Origin of the sequence: Mammaliicoccus sciuri (assembly GCF_025561425.1) — a bacterium.
Classification (GTDB): domain Bacteria; phylum Bacillota; class Bacilli; order Staphylococcales; family Staphylococcaceae; genus Mammaliicoccus; species Mammaliicoccus sciuri_A.
Map to the genome: position 1 here is coordinate 1,820,422 of NZ_CP094824.1, position 23,105 is coordinate 1,843,526.

The 23,105-nt window shown below is 32.2% G+C and carries 24 protein-coding genes, 3 pseudogenes and 1 riboswitch; of the genes and pseudogenes, 14 read left to right on the forward strand and 13 right to left on the reverse strand.

What is annotated here, in order from left to right:
* Positions 1-261: 261 nt before the first annotated feature.
* Positions 262-1,437 carry an MDR family MFS transporter gene (locus tag MUA60_RS09365; protein WP_262648024.1) on the reverse strand — a complete coding sequence of 392 codons (1,176 nt, stop codon included), beginning with the start codon at positions 1,435-1,437 and terminating at the stop codon, positions 262-264.
* Between the two features lie 119 nt (positions 1,438-1,556).
* Between MUA60_RS09365 and MUA60_RS09370 the strand changes: the two genes are divergently transcribed.
* Both MUA60_RS09370 and MUA60_RS09375 read left to right on the forward strand, forming a co-directional pair.
* A complete protein-coding gene (locus MUA60_RS09370; protein ID WP_262648025.1) occupies positions 1,557-2,516 on the forward strand; it encodes a tRNA modification radical SAM protein MnmL/YtqA in 960 nt (319 codons plus the stop codon).
* Positions 2,513-3,070: a tRNA 5-(aminomethyl)-2-thiouridylate-methyltransferase MnmM gene (locus tag MUA60_RS09375; protein WP_262648026.1), complete on the forward strand. Its 558-nt coding sequence runs from the start codon at positions 2,513-2,515 to the stop codon at positions 3,068-3,070. Before MUA60_RS09370 ends, MUA60_RS09375 begins: the two co-directional genes overlap by 4 nt.
* Before the next feature lie 304 nt (positions 3,071-3,374).
* Here the strand turns inward: MUA60_RS09375 and MUA60_RS09380 are convergent, their stop codons facing one another.
* The gene (locus MUA60_RS09380; protein WP_025905249.1) at positions 3,375-3,782 is read right to left on the reverse strand and encodes a transcriptional regulator, SarA/Rot family; all 408 of its coding nucleotides are present in this window, start codon (positions 3,780-3,782) and stop codon (positions 3,375-3,377) included.
* 81 nt (positions 3,783-3,863) lie between these two features.
* A complete protein-coding gene (locus MUA60_RS09385; RefSeq protein ID WP_262648027.1) occupies positions 3,864-4,682 on the reverse strand; it encodes an alpha/beta fold hydrolase in 819 nt (272 codons plus the stop codon).
* A gap of 84 nt (positions 4,683-4,766) precedes the next feature.
* Between MUA60_RS09385 and MUA60_RS09390 the strand changes: the two genes are divergently transcribed.
* The 3 genes from MUA60_RS09390 to MUA60_RS09400 all read left to right on the forward strand — a co-directional run bounded on the left by MUA60_RS09390 (position 4,767) and on the right by MUA60_RS09400 (position 6,728).
* On the forward strand, positions 4,767-5,276 hold the full coding sequence (locus tag MUA60_RS09390) for a gamma carbonic anhydrase (protein ID WP_262648028.1): 510 nt from the start codon (positions 4,767-4,769) through the stop codon (positions 5,274-5,276).
* Between the two features lie 73 nt (positions 5,277-5,349).
* Complete coding sequence (locus MUA60_RS09395; RefSeq protein WP_025907016.1) at positions 5,350-5,901, forward strand: helix-turn-helix domain-containing protein; 552 nt, start codon at positions 5,350-5,352, stop codon at positions 5,899-5,901.
* Positions 5,865-6,728, forward strand: a complete 864-nt coding sequence (locus MUA60_RS09400; protein ID WP_262648029.1) for an IS3 family transposase — start codon at positions 5,865-5,867, stop codon at positions 6,726-6,728. The genes MUA60_RS09395 and MUA60_RS09400 overlap by 37 nt, the downstream gene beginning before the upstream one ends.
* 144 nt (positions 6,729-6,872) lie before the next feature.
* Here the strand turns inward: MUA60_RS09400 and tnpA are convergent.
* A pseudogene (gene tnpA, locus MUA60_RS09405) lies at positions 6,873-7,351 on the reverse strand (IS200/IS605 family transposase).
* A gap of 175 nt (positions 7,352-7,526) precedes the next feature.
* Positions 7,527-7,850, reverse strand: a complete 324-nt coding sequence (locus MUA60_RS09410) for a hypothetical protein (protein ID WP_262648030.1) — start codon at positions 7,848-7,850, stop codon at positions 7,527-7,529.
* Between the two features lie 752 nt (positions 7,851-8,602).
* Here MUA60_RS09410 and MUA60_RS09415 point away from each other — a divergent pair.
* The gene (locus tag MUA60_RS09415; protein ID WP_262648031.1) at positions 8,603-9,607 is read left to right on the forward strand and encodes a proline dehydrogenase family protein; all 1,005 of its coding nucleotides are present in this window, start codon (positions 8,603-8,605) and stop codon (positions 9,605-9,607) included.
* A gap of 40 nt (positions 9,608-9,647) precedes the next feature.
* Here the strand turns inward: MUA60_RS09415 and ribH are convergent, their stop codons facing one another.
* From ribH to MUA60_RS09445, 6 genes and pseudogenes are all read right to left on the reverse strand, one after another.
* The gene (gene ribH, locus MUA60_RS09420; protein ID WP_262648032.1) at positions 9,648-10,118 is read right to left on the reverse strand and encodes a 6,7-dimethyl-8-ribityllumazine synthase; all 471 of its coding nucleotides are present in this window, start codon (positions 10,116-10,118) and stop codon (positions 9,648-9,650) included.
* A 20-nt stretch (positions 10,119-10,138) separates the two neighbouring features.
* Positions 10,139-11,288: pseudogene (ribA, locus tag MUA60_RS09425) on the reverse strand (GTP cyclohydrolase II).
* Between the two features lie 11 nt (positions 11,289-11,299).
* Positions 11,300-11,932 carry a riboflavin synthase gene (locus tag MUA60_RS09430; protein ID WP_262648033.1) on the reverse strand — a complete coding sequence of 211 codons (633 nt, stop codon included), beginning with the start codon at positions 11,930-11,932 and terminating at the stop codon, positions 11,300-11,302.
* A gap of 4 nt (positions 11,933-11,936) precedes the next feature.
* A complete protein-coding gene (gene ribD / locus MUA60_RS09435) occupies positions 11,937-12,983 on the reverse strand; it encodes a bifunctional diaminohydroxyphosphoribosylaminopyrimidine deaminase/5-amino-6-(5-phosphoribosylamino)uracil reductase RibD (protein WP_262648034.1) in 1,047 nt (348 codons plus the stop codon).
* 143 nt (positions 12,984-13,126) lie between these two features.
* Positions 13,127-13,259, reverse strand: a riboswitch (FMN riboswitch).
* A 483-nt stretch (positions 13,260-13,742) separates the two neighbouring features.
* Positions 13,743-13,946, reverse strand: a complete 204-nt coding sequence (locus MUA60_RS09440; RefSeq protein ID WP_262648036.1) for a hypothetical protein — start codon at positions 13,944-13,946, stop codon at positions 13,743-13,745.
* A 77-nt stretch (positions 13,947-14,023) separates the two neighbouring features.
* Positions 14,024-15,256: an FAD/NAD(P)-binding protein gene (locus tag MUA60_RS09445; RefSeq protein WP_262648037.1), complete on the reverse strand. Its 1,233-nt coding sequence runs from the start codon at positions 15,254-15,256 to the stop codon at positions 14,024-14,026.
* A 252-nt stretch (positions 15,257-15,508) separates the two neighbouring features.
* Between MUA60_RS09445 and MUA60_RS09450 the strand changes: the two genes are divergently transcribed.
* The 6 genes and pseudogenes from MUA60_RS09450 to MUA60_RS15455 form a co-directional block, all read left to right on the forward strand.
* Positions 15,509-16,663, forward strand: coding sequence for a betaine/proline/choline family ABC transporter ATP-binding protein (locus tag MUA60_RS09450; RefSeq protein ID WP_262648038.1), 1,155 nt, complete (start codon positions 15,509-15,511; stop codon positions 16,661-16,663).
* Positions 16,664-16,676: 13 nt separating this feature from the next.
* Positions 16,677-17,312, forward strand: coding sequence for an ABC transporter permease (locus tag MUA60_RS09455; RefSeq protein ID WP_262648039.1), 636 nt, complete (start codon positions 16,677-16,679; stop codon positions 17,310-17,312).
* A gap of 15 nt (positions 17,313-17,327) precedes the next feature.
* Positions 17,328-18,278 (forward strand): osmoprotectant ABC transporter substrate-binding protein, encoded by a 951-nt coding sequence (locus tag MUA60_RS09460; RefSeq protein WP_262648040.1) that lies wholly within the window; start codon positions 17,328-17,330, stop codon positions 18,276-18,278.
* A 2-nt stretch (positions 18,279-18,280) separates the two neighbouring features.
* Positions 18,281-18,970 (forward strand): ABC transporter permease, encoded by a 690-nt coding sequence (locus MUA60_RS09465; RefSeq protein WP_262648041.1) that lies wholly within the window; start codon positions 18,281-18,283, stop codon positions 18,968-18,970.
* A 169-nt stretch (positions 18,971-19,139) separates the two neighbouring features.
* Positions 19,140-19,664: a hypothetical protein gene (locus MUA60_RS09470; RefSeq protein ID WP_262648042.1), complete on the forward strand. Its 525-nt coding sequence runs from the start codon at positions 19,140-19,142 to the stop codon at positions 19,662-19,664.
* Positions 19,665-19,720: 56 nt separating this feature from the next.
* A pseudogene (locus tag MUA60_RS15455) lies at positions 19,721-19,987 on the forward strand (DUF6612 family protein); the annotation flags it as partial.
* Positions 19,988-20,425: 438 nt separating this feature from the next.
* Here the strand turns inward: MUA60_RS15455 and MUA60_RS09480 are convergent.
* Both MUA60_RS09480 and MUA60_RS09485 read right to left on the reverse strand, forming a co-directional pair.
* Positions 20,426-21,361 carry a peptidoglycan release complex glucosaminidase SagB gene (locus tag MUA60_RS09480; protein WP_262648044.1) on the reverse strand — a complete coding sequence of 312 codons (936 nt, stop codon included), beginning with the start codon at positions 21,359-21,361 and terminating at the stop codon, positions 20,426-20,428.
* A gap of 185 nt (positions 21,362-21,546) precedes the next feature.
* Positions 21,547-21,768 (reverse strand): hypothetical protein, encoded by a 222-nt coding sequence (locus tag MUA60_RS09485; protein WP_025905232.1) that lies wholly within the window; start codon positions 21,766-21,768, stop codon positions 21,547-21,549.
* Positions 21,769-22,046: 278 nt separating this feature from the next.
* Between MUA60_RS09485 and MUA60_RS09490 the strand changes: the two genes are divergently transcribed.
* Both MUA60_RS09490 and MUA60_RS09495 read left to right on the forward strand, forming a co-directional pair.
* Positions 22,047-22,523 carry a sigma-70 family RNA polymerase sigma factor gene (locus tag MUA60_RS09490; RefSeq protein WP_262648045.1) on the forward strand — a complete coding sequence of 159 codons (477 nt, stop codon included), beginning with the start codon at positions 22,047-22,049 and terminating at the stop codon, positions 22,521-22,523.
* Between the two features lie 75 nt (positions 22,524-22,598).
* Positions 22,599-23,069 (forward strand): competence protein ComK, encoded by a 471-nt coding sequence (locus MUA60_RS09495; protein ID WP_262648046.1) that lies wholly within the window; start codon positions 22,599-22,601, stop codon positions 23,067-23,069.
* Positions 23,070-23,105: the final 36 nt, after the last annotated feature.

The window sequence follows — 23,105 nt, forward strand, 5'->3', positions numbered from 1 at the left end:
GCCATCCCAACCATCATAACAGTTGGGACGACTTGAATAAATATGCCGCGGTACCACCCAGAATTCACAATTAAGTGCTCTTCATTTATATGGTTTAAGATTGCTTTTAATAAATAATAAATCGTTCGTAAGTTCACTTAATGGATATCATCAGTTCACAGCACCACTGACTCTCTTAAGATTCGCATTAAAGCAACTTTACTTATATACATCCTAATATTATTCAATTTCAATATATTTTGCAAGTCTTATTTATTAATATCATGTATCTTGCTTTGAAATACCTCTATCATAAATGTATAAGAAGTAATAACCTGTTAAAATAAGTAATATCATACTGTAAAACATCATTTTCATATCAAACATATCAACTATTACGCCACCTACAACCGGCCCGAATGCTTTCCCTATTGTTGAAGATGCGTTTACAATACCTTGATATGCACCCATTCTGTCTTTAGGTGCTAATTTATTTGCGATTGCAGGTACTGCTGGCCATACAAACATTTCTCCAAATGTTAAAATAACCATCCCTACAACAAACATTGTAAATTGCTCAGCAAAGCTTGTAATCACATAACTTAATATAAAAATCGTCAGACCTATAAACATTTGTAATTTCAATTTCTCTTTAAATCTATTGATAAATGGCGCAATTAAAGGTTGCCCTGCTAATATCAATACACCATTTATTGTCCAAAGGAAACTATATTGTTTCAAGGAAATACCAACTGACTGAGTATAAGTTGCAATTGTCGTTTGCCACTGAACATAACCGATCCAACATAAACTAAACATAACACATAGAAGCATAAGTGCAGTGAATTTACTTTTATCTTTAACTTGCATAGCACTCGTGATGCCTTCATCATTTTTCAAATGAATATCTAAATCTATGTTGTAATATTTTAACGCTATTATGATAAACACGACATATAGTAGTAAGTTCGCCATAAAAATATAATTAAAGCTAAAGTCCGCTACAAATCCACCTGCTGCAGCCCCAATAGAAACACCTAAGTTTTGTGCAAGATAAATTGCATTAAATGTTGTACGTCCTCCGTTTGGCCAACTCGCAGCAGCCATTGCATAAATAGCTGGTACAATCACGCCTCCACCGAAACCAAGTATCACAAGCCAAAATGGATACCATGGCCAATCATTTAAAAAGTTTAATCCGATTAAACTTAAAATATTTAATATAGAGGCAAAAATAATAGAACGAAACCCACCAATTTTGTCGAACAAACTTCCGCCTAATAAATTCCCGATTACACTCCCGAATGCATTAATCATTAAAACGATACCAGCTGTACTTAAACTCTTACCTAACTCTTCATTCATATATATTGTATTAAGTGGCCATAAGAAACTTGATCCTGTAATATTGATCGCCATTCCTATGATGAGCATTTTAACAATTTTCGGCATTCTCAAGGATTTCGACCCCCTCTCAAATTTTGTCAATTTTAATAGTCTAAACCTTTTTCTGCAAAAGTTCAATATTATATGTTAAAATGCTTTAGATAAGTTTGTAGAACAGGATGTGAAATATAATGACAGAACAATTCCGTTATGCATTTGATAACAAGAGATATCATACATGGAATTATCATTTAAGAAATAAATTTGGTGAGAAGATTTTTAAAATAGCATTAGATGGTGGATTTGATTGTCCAAACCGTGACGGCACAGTAGCACATGGCGGTTGTACATTTTGTTCAGCAGCCGGGAGCGGTGACTTTGCAGGTAATCGTGCAGAACCAATCCATGTACAATTTAAAGAAATTAAAGACAAAATGCATGAAAAATGGTCTGAAGGAAAATATATCGCTTATTTTCAAGCTTTTACAAATACGCATGCGCCAGTTGAGGTATTAAGAGAAAAATACGAAGCTGCTTTATCAGAAGAAAATGTAGTCGGACTATCAATTGCGACAAGACCAGACTGCCTACCAGATGATGTTGTAGAATACTTAGGAGAATTAAATGAAAGAACTTATTTATGGGTAGAACTTGGTTTACAAACTGTACACCAAGAAACATCTGATTTAATTAACCGTGCTCATGATATGAAATGCTATTACGAAGGTATCGCTAAATTAAGAAAACACAATATCAATATATGTACACATATCATTAACGGTTTACCTGGTGAAGATTACGATATGATGATGGAAACAGCGAAAGAAGTCGCACAAATGGATGTTCAAGGCATTAAAATTCATTTATTACACCTACTTAAAGGTACACCAATGGTTAAACAATACGAAAAAGGTATGCTTGAATTCATGACTCAAGACAATTATACGCAACTCGTATGTGACCAATTAGAAATTTTACCGGAAGAAATGATCATTCATCGTATTACAGGTGATGGCCCTATCGATTTAATGGTTGGCCCTATGTGGAGTGTAAATAAGTGGGAAGTCCTCAACGCTATAGACAATGAACTTAAAGAACGTGGCACAATGCAAGGATCTAAATTCAAGAAAGCAGAACAAGTTCAAAAATGATTGTTCAAGGAATCTTACCATTCGCAAGAGATTTAATAACAACACATATAACGGACAAAAGTATCGTAGTTGATGCAACATGTGGAAACGGAAACGATACACTTTTCCTTGCTAATCAAGTTCCAAACGGAGAAGTATATGCGTTCGATATACAAGAAGAAGCCATTAAAAATACTAAAATCAAAACAGAAACATTTAGTAATATCCATTATTATCAAACAGGTCATGAAAATGCAGCACCTATAATAAAAGAACGTCATCAACAAATAGATGCCTCAATATTTAATTTAGGATATTTACCAAAAGGCGATAAACATATTACGACGAATGCACCGACAACAATTAAAGCAATTGAAAGTCTATTCGAAATGACAAGTAAAAATGGCATCATCGTATTAGTCGTATATCCAGGACACCCAGAAGGACAGATAGAATCTAACGAAGTCATCAATTATGTAAGTTCAATAGATCAACAAACAGCACACGTACTCCACTATCAATTTATAAACCAAAAAAACAATCCACCATATATACTAGCAATAGAAAAAAGATAAGAATGAGTAAGATGAGTAAACGCAAACCTTGGATTAGGTTTGCGTTTTTTCATGTGTGAGATTGGAGGTTCTTGGATATATTCGGTAGTTAAGCTGTGACTTGGTTCATCTCTTGGCTTTATTCAGCACTTAAGCCATGACTCGTGTGTTTATTACCTCTTTAACTCACATGTTTTCCCACCCTTAAACTGCTCACTCATTTTTTAACCTTCTTCTTACTTAATCCCTGCAGTCCAAACCTACATACCTCCCCAAAATTCTTCAAAAACGACAAAACGCAAACCTGCTCATCAGGTTTGCGTTATTATATGTTACATGTATTAACGATTGACTCAAATTGTTTTTCAAAATGTTCTTTTCTATTCTTGATTTCTTCACAAGCGAAATCGATTATTGCATCTTTCTTGTCTTCGAAATCTTTATTCACTTCAACGATTACTGTTCTTTCGTCATTCTCTGGGCGTACTTTCTTAATCCACCCTTTTTTCACAAGGTTATTGTATAATCTTGTTCGTTTGTATGGCTTAATATCTATATAACCATCCAACTCTTTCAAACTCATTGATCCATTATTCCATAACATGATTAATGTAAGAAACTCTTCTTTTTCTATATCAAACTTTTCTTCGATTTTATAAAAAATAATATTTATATTTTTTTGAATATCATCTAATAGAATTAAGTCACTTACGTTATTTACTTTCTCTGTCATAAACTCGCCTCCAACGTTCTCTATATGTGTTATATACCCGATATAGTAACGTTTAAGCTTATTTGTATGATATTTTACAAATTATTCTGTTTCATCATCTATTAATAATCCTACATAGTGAATGCGATTATTCATAAATGAAATGATATATTTCATAACATTTTCGCGTTCTGGTTCATTATGTACTTCATGATTAAGACCATGCCAAGCTTTGAAATATAATTCGTTTGTATTGATTGTTTTACCAATTTGTCGAATTGATTCTGTATCGACTATTTTATCTTCTGTACCTAGCATAAGTAATGTAGGAATTGGAGATATGTGGTGAATATTTTCCATTGTTGCTTTCATTGTTTCTAAAATGGTCTTGTACCAGTGATAACTCACTTTATTTAGCATTAAAGCATCTTTATTCGTATCATCTATTACTTCTTTATTTCTTGTTAAGCTTTCTACTTTAATACCTGTATCAAATTTAGCATCTTTCGCAACTGTACCGAAACTTGAAGCTAAGAAATTACGTCTTGTTGAAATATTTTGTTGAAAAGCAACTAACGGTGAAATCAATAGTACGCCTTCTACTTTTAAATCTACTTTTTCTAATAAATTAAGAAGAATAAGTCCACCTAGACCAACACCTAATGTAAATACTGGTAAGTGATATTCTTCTGCAATAGATATCCATTCAAGTACCTGCTCATGGTATTCTTCAAATTTATCAACATGTCCTCTATATACACGGGAAGTTTGTCCTTGCCCTTTTAAGTCACCCATAATAACGTGGTAACCTTCTCTTCGTAGCTTAGTGATTACGTATGCGTATCTTCCTGTATGTTCTAGCATATTATGTACAATTACTATAATTCCTTTAGCTTCTTTCTCAGTTTCCCATTTCCACATAATATATTACTCCTTTTACCTATATAGCTACTTTTTTGTTAAACTTAGTATAACAAAATTTTTCAAAAGAATGGAGAATCTTGAATGATTAAATCTTTTAAAGGTCAAAAACCACAAATCGATCAAAGCTGTTATATTGCTGAAAATGCAACTTTAACTGGTGATATTACGATAGGCCCAAAAAGCTCAGTATGGTTTAACTCAGTTATTAGAGGAGATGTTGCCCCTACAATTATTGGTGAGGGTGTTAATATCCAAGATTTATGTTGTTTACACCAAAACCCTAACCAACCACTTATAATAGAAGATTTTGTAACTGTTGGTCATAAAGTGACATTACATTCTAGTATTATTCGTAAACATGCGTTAATCGGAATGGATTCAACGATTCTTGATGGTGCAGAAATTGGAGAATATGCATTTATCGGTGCTGGGTCACTCGTTCCACCAGGTAAGAAAATCCCACCACATACGTTAGCGTTTGGTCGTCCTGCAAAAATCATTAGAGAACTAACAGAAGATGACTATAACGAATTAAAAAGAATCAATGCATCATATATTGAAAAAGCTAAGATTTATAAAGCAGATCAATAAATCAAAACCACCCGTTTAGGTACTGCACCCCTAAAGTTAGAGTAAAAAAACTAACTTTAGGGGGTGTTTTAATATGACAAAATATAGTGATGAATTTAAGTTGAAAGTTGTAAGAGATTATCTAGATGGCCATTATGGTTATCGAAAATTAGCTAAAAAATATAATATACCTGATAAAATTATTATACGAACATGGGTAAAAGCCTTTCAATCATTCGGTGTAGATGGCATTAAAAAGAAACAGAAAAAGACAGTTTATTCTGTTACATTCAAAATAAATGTATTAAACTATATGAAAAGAACAGGCGATTCCTTCCAAGATACAGCGATTAAATTTGGCCTAAATACCCCATCTATTATTGTGCGATGGAAAAAGATATATGACAAAGAAGGTGTGGAAGGACTCGAAAAGCCGAAAGGACGACCTCCCATGAAAAAGAAGAAACAGAAGAAATCTAATCAAAACCTATCACGAGAAAAAGAGTTAGAGCTAGAAAATGAAAATCTTCGATTAGAGAATGCTTATTTAAAAAAGTTGAACGCTTTTCGAGAGAATCCGAGTGCCTTTCTAGAAAAGCACAAGCAGCAGTGGCATTCGAACTCAAAGAAGAAGGATTCAAATTAAAAGATATCTTAGTAAAGGTTGGTATACCAGAAGCAACCTATCATTACCATGCCAAACAATTACAAAAGGAAGATTTAGATAAAGGTTGGAAGAAAAAGATCATTGAACTTTTTCAAAAACACAACGGTAAATACGGCTATCGTCGTATATATTTAGCTTTGAGAAATCAAGGTTATCTCATTAACCATAAGAAAGTACAACGAATTATGCGAGAACTAGGATTAAAATGTCAAAAATACACACGTAAATCACGCTATCAATCATACAAAGGTACAGTTGGTAAAGTGGCTAAAAATCGCTTGAATCGTAGATTCCATACATCTATTCGACTTCAAAAATTAGTGACAGATATCACTGAATTTAAATGTGCTGAAGAACAAAAATTATATCTCAGCCCTATTATGGATTTATACAATGGGGAAATCATTTCTTATGGTATATCCAGAAGACCAACATTAGACTTAGTACTTCAATCATTGGATAAAGCAGTTACAATCATTAAGCATGAAGCACCATATCGTACGACGATACATTCTGATCAAGGTTGGCATTATCAGCATAATGCATGGATTAGAAGATTATCGGAACAAAGGATTTATCAAAGTATGTCACGTAAAGCGACGTGTGCGGATAATGCTTCTATGGAGAATTTCTTTGGCATCATGAAGCAGGAAATGTATCATGGAGAAGAACTTGTTAACTATGAAACATTAAAAAGAAGAATTGAGGATTACATCTATTGGTATAACAATGAACGTTTGAAATTAAAATTGGCTGGACGAAGTCCAGTACAATACCGAACTCAATCCAGCCAATTAATAGCATAATGGAAACTCTAACTTTGGGGGGTCACTACCTTAACGGGTGGTTTGTTCTGCGGCTATAAGCCTCTATTACTGACCAGCCCTAAAAGGGCACTGAGAAGATCAGCCAAATGTACTACTTTCCCAGCAACCCTTAAAAGGGTTGTTTTATTTTTTCTTCTTTCGAGTTTCTTCCCCAGTAAAAGGATCTATGTACTCTATCATTGTTAACTGTTCTGCTACTATATCCTCTTGTAATTGATTTCTTATATAATTTTCTATCACTTTTTATTTCTACCAACTGTATCTACATAAAATCCTTTACACCAAAATTTTCTGTTACCATATCTATACTTTAAATGGGCATGTCTATCAAATATCATTAAGCTGCTCTTACCTTTTAAATAACCTACAAATTGAGAAACACTTAACTTTGGTGGAATGCTAACTAACATATGAATATGATCTTTACATGCTTCAGCTTCTATTATTTCTACACCTTTTCTTTCACACAATTGTCTTAAAATAATACCAATATCTCTTTTAATTTTCCCATAAATAATTTGTCTACGATATTTTGGTGCAAACACAATGTGGTACTTACAATTCCATTTTGTATGTGCTAAACTGTTTGTGTCTGATGACATTTAATGCATCTCCTCGTGTTGTTAATTTTGGTTGGCTGACCAAATATTATTCTAGCATGTAGAGATGCATTTTTTAATACAACGGTGAAACCATACTGTACCATACGCATAGCGTATGGTTTTAATTTCACAAATAATAAAAAGGATTGAGACACGATGTCCCAATCCTTTTTCATTACGCTATTTTAAATTTGCTATGCATAAACGGTAATTTTACGACGATATAAGCGATAATTATTTCATAAAACATTGAGAAGAACTTCTCAAAGAAGAAGAAAACATTCTGAACTAATATTGTGCCTATACCTGCCCCACTAAATTGGTAGTTAACGAGCAAGAAATTATCCATAATATTTAAAGCAATAATTGTTATAAAAACTGTCCATGACTTTTTAGTCATCATCGCCACTAAAATTGCTATAATACCAATCACAATCGGTTCAAAAATAAACAATTGTACGAAACTATCTAAAGGTTTCCCAAACATATAAAATGCCATATCCCTAAACATCCCGATTTCTCCTTTACAGTCATTTCTAATACATTCATTATATCACGACAAACGAGCTATAATTATTAAGATACTTTAAAGATTCATCGCTTTCCTTAACATAAAATTAACATTAATAGCCATTAAATCTTTACATTGAATTAGCAATCAATTCATATTGTCGTGTTACTTTAAAGATGTAACATAAGACGCCTTTAAAGGAGCATGATAAAATGCATTTCTTTAAAAAAATAATTATTTCTTTGTTTATATTCACATTTCTACCACATGCAATTAGCATAGCAGCAGAACCCATTTCACCAAACTATGAGCAAGTCACTTCATCATCAACCACTACCCCATAATAAACAACAAATCGAAATTTAATAACTAGAAAATTAGAAAGAAACTGATTAAGACGATCAGTTTCTTTTTAAATATTGCTATACTAATTATGGCGTGTGGTGACGGAAATAAAGCACCAAACAAATATGGAGAAAGTTCTAAATACGATTAAGATTTAATTGTTCGAATCCATTATACAAATCATTTAAACGATATTAATATAAGTGTATATAATTTCTAATTTCGGACAAAATATTGTCAATATTATGGAACGCCTTACGGGGGCGTTCTTTTTCGTGTCAGAATTCATAATTAGTATAATTTTAGATTATATTAAAAATGTAAACGCTTAACTAAATTTGTATTTCCATGATAAAATAAATTAAATGAACATATATATTTAAGGAGGACTTGCTATGCCTGTCGTAAAAGATTTTTTTATTGCATTATCTAACAACAAATTCATGAATGAATCAGCTAAGAAAATGGGTCCTGCACTAGGTGCAAACAAGGTCGTAGCGGGCGTTGATATTGATTCAACAATCGATACAGTTGAAAGATTAAATATGAAGGGAATTTCATGTACGTTAGATAATTTAGGGGAATTCGTAACATCACGTCAAGAAGCTTTAGAAGCTCAACAAAATATTGTTGAAATTATGCGAAGAAACTACAATGCTAATATTGATGCGCATGTATCTATTAAACTTACACAATTAGGACTTAATATAGATAGAGAGTTTGCTTATCAAAATACGAGAGAAATTTTGTTAAAAGCTCATGAATACGGAAATACATTTGTAAACATCGATGCTGAAAAATATGAAGATTTAGTAGGAACTACTGAGATAGTAGATAAACTTAAAGGTGAATTCAAAAATGTAGGTACAGTTATTCAAGCATACTTATTTGATGCTATGAATATTATGGATAAATACGATGATGTACGTTTACGATTAGTAAAAGGTGCATATAAAGAAGCACCACATATTGCTTTTCAAACTAAAGAAGAAATTGACAAAAATTATATTGCATTAATTGAAAAAAGATTATTAACTGCTAAAGCATTCACTTCAATTGCAACACACGATCATAATATAATTAATCATGTAAAACAATTTGTTAAAGATCATAACATCTCAAGAGATTCATTTGAATTCCAAATGTTATATGGTTTTAGAACTGACTATGCATATCAAATCGCTAATGAAGGTTATAACTTCTGTATGTACGTACCATTTGGGGAAGATTGGTTCGGTTACTTTATGAGAAGATTAGCAGAAAGACCTCAAAATATTAATTTAATGTTATTAGATATCTTTAGTGAAAAGAATAAAGGAAAAATCGCTATCGGAGCTAGTGTATTAGCTGGCTTAACCCTATTAGGTATTGGCGGCATTGCTAAAGGTAAGAAAAAATAACACATAAGAAGCCAGGACGCTTGTCCTGGCTTCATTGGTTTTATATTTGTGTTTCGATATTTTTAAGTAAGTTTGCCATTTCAATTGCAGCTAAGGCAGCATCTCCACCTTTATTACCTGCTTTTGTTCCTGCTCTTTCAATCGCTTGTTCAATTGTTTCTGTCGTTACGATTCCAAATATTACAGGTACTTCCGTTTCATCGTTTACTTTAGAAATACCTTTCGCAACTTCATTACATACATAATCATAATGAGTAGTCGCCCCTCTAATGACACAGCCTAATGTTACGACTGCATCGTATTTGCCTGACTTCGCTAACTTTTTAGCAACTAAAGGAATTTCATACGCCCCAGGTACATATGCGACATGAACATTTTCTTCATCAACGTTATGTCTGATTAAAGTATCTTGAGCTCCATCTAATAAACGACCTGTTATAAAATCGTTAAATCTACTCACGACGATTGCTACTTTTAATTGTGATCCATCCATTTTACCTTCAAATTTCATTTTAAAAACTCCATTCTATTTTATATTAAATGACCCATTTCATGCTTTTTAGTATTGATATATGATGCATTTGTTTCGTTCGGTTCAATGACAACTGGAACTCTATTAGAAACATGTATACCTAAATCTTGTAATTGATTAAATTTATCTGGATTATTACTGATGAGTTGTATTTCTTCTATATTAAAGTATTTCAAAATCTGACTCGCTTCAGTATAATCTCTTAAATCCGCTTCAAAGCCTAAAGCTTCATTAGCAGTAATCGTGTCATATCCTTGTTCAATAAGTTCATATGCTTTAAGTTTATTGATCAGACCTATTCCTCTACCTTCTTGAGGTAAGTATAAAATCATACCACCATGTTCTTGAATGTATTTCATTGAATATTCAAGCTGTTCTCCACAATCGCATCTAGCACTATGGAAAATATCACCTGTCACACATTCAGAATGTATACGTACATTCATACCATTTTTGATTTCTCCTGAACTAATGACAATATATTCTTTATCGTCTAATTGAGATGTAAAGCCGTACATATCGAATTCACCGTATGAAGTTGGTAATTTAACTTTAGATTCAAGATGTATAATTTGATCATGGTGTTTTCTATACTTTACAAGTTCATCAATCGTTATCATTAACAAACCATGTTTACGTTTAAATTGATATAAATCATCTCGACGAGCCATCGTGCCATCATCATTCATAATTTCACAAATAGCACCAGCTGGTTTCGCTCCAGAAAGTTTCGCTAAATCAACACAAGCTTCTGTATGACCTATTCTTTCAAGAACACCATTGTCTTTAGCTATTAATGGAAATACGTGACCTGGTTGAACAAATGCTCTTGGTGACGTTTCATTTATTAATGCTTTAATCGTATCTGCTCTTTCAAAAGCACTAATCCCTGTCGTACTTGATGCATGATCAATACTTACAGTAAATGCAGTCTTATATTTATCACCCGTTTCAGTCATCAATTTCACTACTAATCGGTGCACAGATTAAACCTCTCGCATGTGTAGCCATAAAATTAATCGTTTCAGCTGTTAAATACTCAGATATAGCGACGAGGTCACCTTCATTTTCTCTATCTTCATCATCTACTACAATAATCGGTTTACCACTTTTAAGTTCTTGTATGGCATCTTCTACGTTATCAAACATGTTATAGCCTCCTAAAATCCTAGATTAAGTAATTTCTCTTCGGATAAATTTGAATGATTTTGTCCCGTTGCTTTCTGCACATATTTAAATAACAAATCCGTTTCAATATGTACGCTGTCACCTTGTTTTTTATTAACAAAGATTGTACAATCTCTCGTTTCAGGAATTAAATGAATTTCAAATTTTTGAGGATATAATTTAAAAATTGTCAAACTAACACCATCAACTGTGATAGATCCTTTATCAATCATTTGATTTAATAAATGCGCTTCTGTAGATATTTCAATAATCCATTCATCTTGTCTCTTTGAAATATGTTTAATAATGCCCTGACCATCTACATGTCCACTTACAAAATGACCGCCAAATCTTCCGTTCGCTAACATCGCTCTTTCAAGATTGACTTTGTCATTCATTTTCAAATGTTCTAAATAAGTTACTGAGATAGTTCCAGTAATCACTTCCACTTTAAAAGTAGAACTTGCTTTCTCAGTAACGGTCAAACAAACACCATTAACAGCAACGGAATCACCTAGTGATAAATCATCCATTATTTCAGTGGCTTCAATTGTTAATGTTTTAACGCCTTGGTTTGTGCTTGTATTCTTGATTACACCAACTGTTTCAATGAGTCCTGTGAACATCTTGTCACTTCTTTCTTAATGTTATTTTAAGATCTCCACCAATGATTTCTGTTGATATAATTTCAAATAATTTACTATTGGATAAAGGAACCACATCATGCGTTTGATAATATTGATATTTTCCTTGACCACCAATCATCTTCGGGGCTTGATAAATAATTAATTGGTCTACTAAGTCTTGTTCAATAAACTGACTTACAAGTTTAGGACCTGCTTCAACCATCACTTGAGCATATCCATCTTCATATAAATCTTTCATTATCGGTTTTAAATTTGATAAATCACTCTTCTTAACTTTAATATGTTGATTCTCATAAGTGTGAAATGATTGCGAACTCGTTACAACAACGACAGGATTATCTTCATCTTTGAATATTTCATAATCACCTTCAAAGCTTGATTGCTCTGTTAATACAATTCTAGTTGGATTACTTAACTCAGGATTACGAGAAGTTAATAATGGATTATCTTCACGAACTGTCATCCCACCTGTCATAATGGCATCATGTTGTGAGCGCAATTTTAATACATCTTGTTTAACTTCTTTAGAAGTAATCCATTTACTTTCTTTGTAATCTGTCGCAACTTTACCATCTAGGCTTGTAGAAATTTTCAAAGTAATAAAAGGTAATTTCGTTTGTTGTTGAAGAAAAAAAGCCTCATATAAGTCTTCTGCTCTTTTTGAAGGCTCATGTTTTACATCTATTCCAGCTTCGTACAACATTTCATGACCACTATTTTTAAGAGAATCATCTTTAACTGCATATACAACTGATTGAATACCATTGTCGATAATCGCTTTGGCGCAAGGTGGTGTTAAACCATAGTGTGAACAAGGTTCTAAAGAAACATATATTGTTGCACCTTGAGCATCTTCACCTGCCATTTTTAAAGCTTGTATTTCAGCATGTGCTTCACCCTTTTTTAAATGTGCTCCAAAACCTATAATTTTATGATCTTTAACAATAACAGCACCAACAGAAGGATTCGTACCCGTCTGCCCTTGTAAACGTTCAGCTAAATCAATTGCAAAATCTAAATATTGATTCATTTCTTTACCTCCTAAAAATAAAACCCACCGAAAATCACTTTTCGGTGGTTGGGAGTAAAAATGTATCACGAAATAAGCCTTTTATGAAAAAAGACTTTAACATTTTAAGTATAACGAAATAAGCGTATAGCATACGCTGTCGTCTATTCTTTCTCCCATCCAGACTATACTGTCGGCTTCAGAATGTTACTGAATCAGCCATAAATGAAAAATCACTTATGGGTCGCGGGCTATTATACCGCCGGTTGGGAATTCCACCCTGCCCCGAAAGAATATATTATTAAATTATATATCAGTAATCACTGATGACATCATTCTATACCATATCACTAAGAATTACAATTGAAGAAGTTAAATTTATTTTGTTGTTGTTTGTGTGATGATTTCAAAAAAGCTGATAACGGCGGTCTTGTGAACACTTCTGGTCAAACTTGTTTATAACGATGGTCTTGTGAACACTTTTCGGCCAAACCTGTTCATAACGGGGTTGTTGTGAACACTTTCGACCAAACTTGTTTACAACGGGGCTGTTAGTTACAAAAGTCGGCTGAATTGTAACTATAGACCCCCTTATTTACAAAACTCCTCTGAATTGTTACTATGGACAGCCTTAATTACAAAACTACTCAGAAGTGTTAATACTGGTATTCTTATTTGCACTTTGTATCAAAACTGCTAATAACGCCCCATCACCCATACATAAAAATAAGCTTGAGACATCAAACATTGTCTCAAGCTTACATTTCAATTTCCATTATTCTACTTCTTTTTTGATTTCGCCTTTTTAACTTTTTTTCTTTCTTCTAATTCAATATATAAGTCATTGACTGCTCTTACGGATTGATCGACTAATAATGAAACGCCATTTACATCAAAATTTACTCCACTTGTTAATTGTCCAATTACTTTTAAATTTGGCATTGTACCGAATTTTGGACTAATGACTTCATTTGAATATGGCATGACAAGAATACCTCCAAATGGATGAGCAGCTATAATTTGTTTGTTCTCTAAACCTTTAATAAAATGCTCTTCTTCTGTCAGTTCTGATAAATGTTTTTAGGACCAGTCGCATTAATGACATAATGATAACTTGATTCTTCTTGTTCACCTTCATACTTAATTCTAAATTTACCGTAATATTTTCGTACATTTTCTAATCCTTCTTTAACGACAATGTCTTCATTTTCAATCCATTCAATCAATTGTTTCGCTGAAGATTGAGGCATTGGATTCGCATTACGTTTAAAGTGATGCCCATACTTTTCTAAAAATGTCGACTTATCATCAATTGTCATGGCATTCCAAACAGGAATCATATGATGTTTTACTTCTTCAACAAATGATTGAAAATGCCCTACTTCGTCTTCATGTCTTAAATCATATTTCATATTCGCTACATTATCTTTTTTAAATCGATAAAGCATTTTTTTCAAGTTAATATTTTGATATTCACATTCTTTCGCAAAGAGGTTTTCTATTTCTTTTAATGGTGCGATACCTTTATGCGTCTTTTTTAATTTTTCTATTGCATCTTTCGTAATATACTTCAAATTAATTTCATGTTTAATACCTCTAACTGTCGGAAATTGAGCATGTCTTGATGCTACAGTTATTGGCAGTTGTTTATGATTTTCCATAACAAATCTAATGACATCTATTGAACTAAGTCCTGTTCCAATTATCGCAATATCGTCATTTTCTTTTACATCACGCAACGCTTTAATAGTTGGATATGGCGATTCAATATAACCTTTTAATCCAGATAAATTATACGGATCTTTATAAGGTAAAGTACCAATTGTCAAAAATACATAGTCATATTTTTGACATACCGCTTCATCATCTTCTATATAACAGACATCTATTTTATATTGACCTCTTTCATCTTTAATTTCTTCGACATAGCAACTATCTACTTTATGCTTATGTACGAATATATTATCGTGTTTATTTAACAAGTCATTTAAAATAGATTTCATATAATGACCGAATACTAATCGTGGTAAATATTTCGCTTTTCCATAGTCAAAATCATCATTTTTCTTATACCATTTCTTAAAATCTTTCGTATCATCTGGACTTAAGGACATTTGATTAGCTGGTAAGTTAATGAGCAAGCGATCACTATCATTTTGAAATGGCTTGCCCATACCCATATCTTCGACACTATCAAATATATCGACCGTTATTTTTTTGAATTTTTTATGCTTTGCTAATTGGTTTAACGTACTAACACCAGCAGTTCCCATCCCTATTATAGCTACTTTCAAATTGTACCCCTCCAAATCTCTCAATGCATAATATGCAAAAATCATTCAATTTTATAAATCTATTATACATGTTGAGAACATAACATGTCTTTATATATAACATTAGTCTCATTCACACTTTTTGTATTTATTCCTTTTTTTAAATAACAATAAACATAAATTACACGTTTTAGGCGATTTTCATAATTATGCAACTAATGTGTTATAATAATAAACGTCATTATTATAAATTTCAAAAAAAGGAGAAGTGTTATGTTATCAATCCAAGACTTAACTAAAGTTTATCGTGGCGGTAAAAAAGCCGTTAATAGCATCAATATGGAAATTCAATCTGGTGAATTCATAGCTTTTATCGGTACGAGTGGTAGCGGGAAGACAACTGCTTTAAGAATGATTAACCGTATGATTGAGCCAACTAGCGGGACAATTACGCTTGACGGGAAAGATTTAAGCAAGATGAATCCAGTTAATTTAAGAAGAAATATAGGTTATGTCATTCAACAAATTGGTTTAATGCCACATATGACAATACGTGAAAATATCGTATTAGTACCTAAATTACTTAAATGGACTAAAGAAGAAAAAGAGAAAAAAGCTAAAGAACTTATTAAATTAGTAGACTTACCAGAATCATATTTAGATTTATATCCATCTCAGTTATCTGGTGGACAACAACAACGTATTGGTGTTGTAAGAGCACTTGCTGCAGACCAAGATATCATTTTAATGGATGAACCATTTGGTGCGTTAGACCCTATTACGAGAGATACATTGCAAGACCTTGTAAAAACTCTACAACAAAAACTTGGTAAAACCATTATATTTGTAACGCATGATATGGATGAAGCAATTAAATTGGCAGATAGAATTTGTATTATGTCTCAAGGTGAAATCATACAATTTGATTCACCAAACAATATTTTGAAAAATCCAGCTAATGATTTCGTACGCGAGTTTATCGGTCAAAATAGACTTATTCAAGACAGACCTAACATACGTATTGTTGATGATGCAATGAAAGATTCAATTGCCATCACTTCTGAGAAGACTATTGACGAAGCTGTTTCAATTATGAGAGAGAGACGCGTAGATACACTATTTATTACAAATGTAAAAGGTAAACTTGTTGGATATATTGATATTGAAGATTTAAATGAAGGATATCGTAAAAAATCAGACATTATCGATATTATGCATCGAGATATTTATACAGTTAAGACAGGTACGATGCTTCAAGACTCTGTTCGTACAATTTTAAAACGAAATGTGAGATTAATTCCTGTGGTTGATGAACAATATTACATAAAAGGTGTTATAACAAGAGCAAGCTTAGTAGATATTGTTTACGATTCTATATGGGGACAACCTGAAGAAGCAGAAGCAACTGAAAAAAGTGATATAAAATAAGGAGTGAAAAATAGTGATTGAATTCTTACAAGTTAACGGAAACGAACTACTTCAGAAAACACTGGAACACTTCTATATTTCATTATTAGCTTTACTTTTAGCAATGATCGTAGCGATACCACTTGGCATTTTATTAACACGAACTAAAAAATTAGCCAAAGTCGTATTATCCATTGCAAGTGTTCTACAAACCGTTCCGTCATTAGCAGTATTAGCACTTATGATTCCTTTCTTAGGTGTTGGTAAATTACCTGCCATTTTAGCATTATTTATTTATATCTTATTACCGATTTTAAACAACACATATATCGGCATCAATAATGTTGATAAAAATGTTAAAGCAGCTGGACTAAGTATGGGTATGACAAAATTCCAAGAAATGTTCATGATTGAATTACCACTTGCTATATCAGTCATTATGAGTGGTGTACGTTTATCAAGTGTATATGCAATCAGTTGGGCAACATTAGCAAGTTTCATTGGTGCTGGTGGTTTAGGTGACTTTATCTTTAATGGATTGAACTTATACCAACCTGATTTAATTATTGGCGGTGCGATAAGTGTTACATTAATCGCGCTTATTATGGACTTTGTACTTTCTAAAGTTGAACTATGGATTACACCTAAAGGGTTAAAAGTTTCAAGATAAGGAGGAAATATAAACATGAATAGATATTTTAAACTGTTATTGCCTATCATGGCTTTATCTGTCATTTTATCTGGATGTTCATTACCTTTTCTTGGCGCTTCAGGTGATGAAAACTCAATAAAAATAGGTATGCAAAATACAAGTGAATCACAAATTATGGGACATATAGATAAATTGATGATTGAACATGAAGCTAAAAAAGATAACGTAAATGAAAACAACATACAGCTTATCAATAATTTAGGATCATCAACTGTTACATTTAATGCTCAAAATAGTGGAGATGTTAACATTTCAAGTGCAAGATATACGGGAACTGATTTAACAGGTGCATTAGGTAAAGACCCTATCACCGATCCTAAAAAAGCTTTAAAAGTAGTGAGAGATGCATTCGATAAAGATTATGACCAAAAATGGTATGGATCATATGGTTTTGAAAATACTTATGCCATGATGGTTACGAAAGAAACAGCGAAGAAATACAATCTTAAAAAAGTTTCAGATATGAAAAAAGTAGCAAACAAATTAGAGGCTGGCGTTGACTCATCTTGGATGAAACGTCCTGGAGATGGATACAAAGCATTTAAAGAAAAATATGGTTTCGATTTTAAACGTACTCGACCAATGCAAATTGGCCTTGTATATGATGCGTTAAAAACAGGTAAAATGGACGTTGTATTAGGTTATACAACAGACGGAAGAATTGCGAGCTATGATTTAGTTGTGCTTGAAGATGACTTGAACTTCTTCCCTCCATACGATGCAAGTCCATTGGTTACAAAATCTTTAATTAAAGAAAAACCTTATGTTGATCGTGCAATGAATAAATTAAGAGGAAAAATCTCAACAGAACAAATGCAAAAATTAAACTACGAAGCAGATAACAACCTTAAAGAACCTGCTGTCGTAGCTGAAGAATTCCTTAAAAAGCACAATTATTTTGACGATGAAAAGGATGGTGAGTAATAGTGGTTGATAATCATGTATGGTCACAATTAGTCGATTATTATGCAACAAATGGTGGATATATATTTCAACTTTTTCTAACTCATTTACTTATTTCTATTTATGGTGTGTTATTTGCGGTTATAATAGGTATACCAGTAGGAATTTTCATTGCTAGATATTCTAAATTATCTGGCTTTGTCATTTCACTAGCTAATATTATTCAAACGGTTCCAGCACTTGCCCTACTTGCTATACTAATGCTTGTGATGGGTCTTGGTTCAAACACTGTTGTTATGACAGTATTCTTATACGCTTTATTACCAATTATCAAAAATACGTATACTGGTATTAATAACGTAAATTCAAGTATTAAAGATGCTGGTAAAGGTATGGGTATGACATCACGTCAAATCTTAACGATGGTTGAGCTTCCCCTTTCTTTATCTGTAATGATTGGTGGTATAAGAATCGCGTTCGTTATTGCAATTGGTGTTACTGCAATCGGATCATTTATTGGATCGTCTACACTTGGTGATATCATTATTAGAGGTACAAACGCTACAGATGGTACATCATTAATCTTAGCCGGTGCAATCCCTACCGCTTTATTAGCAGTATTAAGTGATTTATTTTTAGGATATATTGAAAAGAAATTAGACCCAACAAAGAGAAAGCAAAAAGGTCCACAACCTCAAACACTTTCGGAGTGATATTAAATGAAATTTATATTTAAAGTAATTGTAGCAACTATTGTTATTTTAATACTTTCACCTAAGAAAAAACTTAAATAATTTACATTAATAACTTATGTAATTATATAATTTTTTGCTATTATGAATTGCATAGTGTTAGTATAGTTAAAACAAAGGAGGAAGTAATATGAAATATAGAATACTTGGAAGTTTATTTTTATCATCAACACTTGTTTTAGCAGCATGCGGGAATGGCTCAGATAGTTCAGATTCTGATACAAAATCAGAAAAGAAAGATGACACTAAAAGCTCTAGCCAAGTCGTAAAAGACTTACAAAGTAGTGCGAAAGATGTTAAAAGTTATCACACTGATAACAAAATCGAAGTTTCTGCTGAAGGCGAAGATAGTCAAACTGTAGAAGTTGGCATGGATGTTGATGAAAAAGAAACAGCTAAATTAGATATGGACCAAGCTGGTCAGAAAATGTTGATTTATGTACAAGGTGATAAAATGCTCGCTAAAGTAGATGACCAATGGGTAGACTTATCTTCTCAAGTAGAAAATATGAATATCGATAGTTCTCTAGAACAATTAAATTATGAAAAATACGCAAAAACTTTAAGTGCTTTTAAAGATGCGAAAGCTAAAAAAGTTGACGATGGATATGAACTTACATATGACATCAAAACAAAGAAGATTTCACTAAGTTAGCTAACGCCTCAGGTAACAAAAATCAACTAGAACAATTTGAATCTCAAGTTGATAAAGTTAAAGGTAATGCCGTATTAAAAGTAAATAAAGATAATCATATTGATTCATACAAATTAAATGCTAAATTAACTAAAGATGACGAAACTGCTGATATGAAGACAAACGTCACTTACAATAAGTTAAACGAAATTGATGAAATTAAGATTCCAGATGAAGCAAAAGACGCTAAGAAAATAGAAGACTTACAAGGCGGATCATCTAGCTCATCAAGCAGTAGTTCATCAAGCAGTAGTTCATCAAACAGTTCAGATAAAGCATCATAAATAGTAAAGACTCGAGGTTAATCCCTCGAGTCTTTTTTGATTTGGATGGGTGCGTTGTGAACACTTTTGGCTAAACTTGTTCATAACGGGGTTGTTAGTTACAAAACTTGGCCGAAGTGTTACTATGGGCCGCCTTAGTTACAAAACTCGGCCGAAATGTTACTATGGACTGCCTTAGTTACAAAACTCGGCCGAAGTGTTACTATGGACTGCCTTAGTTACAAAACTCGGCCGAAGTGTTACTATGGACTGCCTTAGTTACAAAACTCCTGAGATTTGTAAACAAGGAACTCGTTATTTGCACTTCTTATCAAATCTGCTAATAACAACACCAGTATTTGCACTTCTTACCAAAACTGCTTATAACGGCAGTCCATTACGTCAATTTCAATACTCCACTCACACAAAAAAGACTCGAAACATTTGTCTCGAGTCTTCTTATTTACTATTTTCTTCTTGTTTATCTAATTTTTCATCTAATGCTTTGATTGAAAGTGACTTATCTGTATCTTCGTATTTATATACGATATAGTACTTTCCTTCTGTTTTGAGTTCGTTATAGAAATCTGCTATTATACGTGCATTACTTTGTGCCCATTTGATATCTGTTGCGTATTGATGTACGCCAGGTTTCTCTGGGTTCCATCTCATACTATATAAGGTGTTTTGTTCTGGGTTTGATAAATAATGATCATGTATAAATTTCGCGCCACCTGATATGGCTTTTTGAGGTGTATCCCAGCCTCTTTTTTTAGCGTAATTTGCGCCTGTTCCGATAGGATCACTGTCTAAAGCGCCGACACCATAAAAGTTATAATACTTTTTACCATCAGATTCTTCTTTAGATTTCGTTACTTTCCCTTTCTCAGTTAACATGACGCCATTTGCTAATTCACTTTTGTTATTACCTGTTTCTAATATCGCGTGAGATATTAAATACACTTCATTAACATGCTCTTTCTTAGCAGCATTTAAAAATTCTGTTGTATAATCTTCAAGTACTTCTTGATTTCTTAACATATAATGAATTCGTTTTTCTTCAATTCCTTGATACTCTGATAAGTTCAAGAATTGATATACTTGTTTTTTATCATTTAAGATTTTTTCTACATCCATTACTTCATATATTTCGCTTCGTGTTGCATTTTTCCAATTGCCTGACTCTGTTGCTACTTGCATTTTCGTATCATTTTTATATTGTTTATTTACCGCTTTACTTAAAGTTAATGGTACTTCTACACTATCTTCTTGTTTATCTACTTCATAAAATTTCAAATGATCTGAAATCAAATAATAAAACAGGCCAACAATAATTAACAAGACTATTGATAATATGACTAAATTTTTAATGGTTTCTAGCCTGGCATTTTTCATCGTTTCACCTCTGTGTCTGTAAACCACCATCAATCATAATTTATTACCTAATTTTTACAATTGCATTAAAGTTTACTCTTTATATTCTATAGGATAAGGGCTTATTATTCAAAAATAAGAATGTTACGTTTTAATTACTATTATATTTCAACAAAAAAACAAACATACTTTCAAAGCATGTTTGCTTATTTATAAGTTGAATAATTCATAAATATAAATGACATTGCTGCTGATCTATTCTTATAGTTATAGTGGCTTAAATTGATTGTACCTTCTTCTTCGCCATTTCTATAATTCATAAATCTGTTTACGTTGTTAATCATTACAAAATCTGCGTTATCTCTTATCGTATTCAAGTCATTATTTCTTGCAAAAAAGTGTTCTAAATTTAGATGTTCGTAATCCATATGATGAGCCTCCTAATCTTTGCCCCAATAAAACATATGTCCATATATATAACCAAATATACACGTTTGAAGCGAAAATGTAAATCATTTCATTCTATGTTTTTATAAGATATTTTCGAGAAAAAGTCTTTATTTTTCCAAAATAATCTCATAAATTATGTTTTATTTTAAAATTTGTCCGTTTTTTTAATATATAACTGATTTTTAAAGTGCTTATTTATTATTTACAATGCGTTTATCCGGAAATAACCGTGTGCATGCTCACTAAAGAGGACAACATGAAACAACACAAATTTGAACATTATTACAAGCAATACAAAAATATGATTCATTATTTACTGCATCGATATCATATCCAATATGGTTACGAAGATTATTATCAACTGTTATTAATTAAACTATGGACTGAAATTGAGCGATACGATTTTTCAAAGACCGCTTCACTAGATAAATATTTATATACGAAATTAAAGTTTTACCTCATTGACTGTATAAGAAAGCAAAGTAAAGATTCAAACCGTGTATCACCCACTTCTAATCATGAAATGTTAGATCAAAGCTTCATTGAATCTCATCAATTTGAAACGTTTAGTATGTTAGAGATTTTATCTCAAGATGAACTTATGTGGCTAAAGCTAACATTACAAGGATTCTCAACCCAAGAAATTGCGGTATATTTAAATAAAAGTGAATCGTCCATTAAGTATTATCGCAAAAATGCACGTCGTAAATTGAAATCTCATTTTTTATTTTAATTACAAATGAATTTTCAAAAATTACAATATTTTTCCCAAAATTTAAGTAACATGTTATATAGGGAGGTGTATCAAATGACTTTGATCAACCCTAATATGACATTACTGAAATACGCTGATGATTCAGCTCATAGATTCCAAATCGAATATTTAGATCAATCAACCATTTATACCAACCACTCTATCTCCTATCTTATTAACGATGCATTGAAAATTGAAGGTGCTAGTTTAAAATCAAGAGAACGTTACGCCAAATATGTCTTAAATATTTCTAAGCTGCTTCCCATTCTTATCTATGCCACTGAAGATTTCGTATTATTTCCAACAAGTGCTAAATCTAACTACAATTATATGCTGATTAACAGTAAACACATTGTTCATATAGACGCATACAAACATTACACTAAATTGTTATTAATTAATCAGCATACGAAAGTCATCTATCATGAATATCCTATCATCAGTAGGAAACTCGGTGAATCATTAAGACTCATTCAGTTTCAAAAGCATCATCTTAACAGACAGGATCTACCCTCAAATATATAAAAGCCGTTACGCTTTAAAAGTGTAACGACTTTTTTT

Coding starts and splice junctions, on each gene's coding strand:
- MUA60_RS09370 (WP_262648025.1), top strand. CDS start 1,557: ATGACAGAACAATTCCGTTATGCATTTGATAACAAGAGATATCATACA.
- MUA60_RS09375 (WP_262648026.1), top strand. CDS start 2,513: ATGATTGTTCAAGGAATCTTACCATTCGCAAGAGATTTAATAACAACA.
- MUA60_RS09380 (WP_025905249.1), bottom strand. CDS start 3,782: ATGACAGAGAAAGTAAATAACGTAAGTGACTTAATTCTATTAGATGAT.
- MUA60_RS09385 (WP_262648027.1), bottom strand. CDS start 4,682: ATGTGGAAATGGGAAACTGAGAAAGAAGCTAAAGGAATTATAGTAATT.
- MUA60_RS09390 (WP_262648028.1), top strand. CDS start 4,767: ATGATTAAATCTTTTAAAGGTCAAAAACCACAAATCGATCAAAGCTGT.
- MUA60_RS09395 (WP_025907016.1), top strand. CDS start 5,350: ATGACAAAATATAGTGATGAATTTAAGTTGAAAGTTGTAAGAGATTAT.
- MUA60_RS09410 (WP_262648030.1), bottom strand. CDS start 7,850: ATGGCATTTTATATGTTTGGGAAACCTTTAGATAGTTTCGTACAATTG.
- MUA60_RS09415 (WP_262648031.1), top strand. CDS start 8,603: ATGCCTGTCGTAAAAGATTTTTTTATTGCATTATCTAACAACAAATTC.
- ribH (WP_262648032.1), bottom strand. CDS start 10,118: ATGAAATTTGAAGGTAAAATGGATGGATCACAATTAAAAGTAGCAATC.
- MUA60_RS09430 (WP_262648033.1), bottom strand. CDS start 11,932: ATGTTCACAGGACTCATTGAAACAGTTGGTGTAATCAAGAATACAAGC.
- ribD (WP_262648034.1), bottom strand. CDS start 12,983: ATGAATCAATATTTAGATTTTGCAATTGATTTAGCTGAACGTTTACAA.
- MUA60_RS09440 (WP_262648036.1), bottom strand. CDS start 13,946: ATGCCATATTCAAATGAAGTCATTAGTCCAAAATTCGGTACAATGCCA.
- MUA60_RS09450 (WP_262648038.1), top strand. CDS start 15,509: ATGTTATCAATCCAAGACTTAACTAAAGTTTATCGTGGCGGTAAAAAA.
- MUA60_RS09460 (WP_262648040.1), top strand. CDS start 17,328: ATGAATAGATATTTTAAACTGTTATTGCCTATCATGGCTTTATCTGTC.
- MUA60_RS09470 (WP_262648042.1), top strand. CDS start 19,140: ATGAAATATAGAATACTTGGAAGTTTATTTTTATCATCAACACTTGTT.
- MUA60_RS09480 (WP_262648044.1), bottom strand. CDS start 21,361: ATGAAAAATGCCAGGCTAGAAACCATTAAAAATTTAGTCATATTATCA.
- MUA60_RS09485 (WP_025905232.1), bottom strand. CDS start 21,768: ATGGATTACGAACATCTAAATTTAGAACACTTTTTTGCAAGAAATAAT.
- MUA60_RS09490 (WP_262648045.1), top strand. CDS start 22,047: ATGAAACAACACAAATTTGAACATTATTACAAGCAATACAAAAATATG.
- MUA60_RS09495 (WP_262648046.1), top strand. CDS start 22,599: ATGACTTTGATCAACCCTAATATGACATTACTGAAATACGCTGATGAT.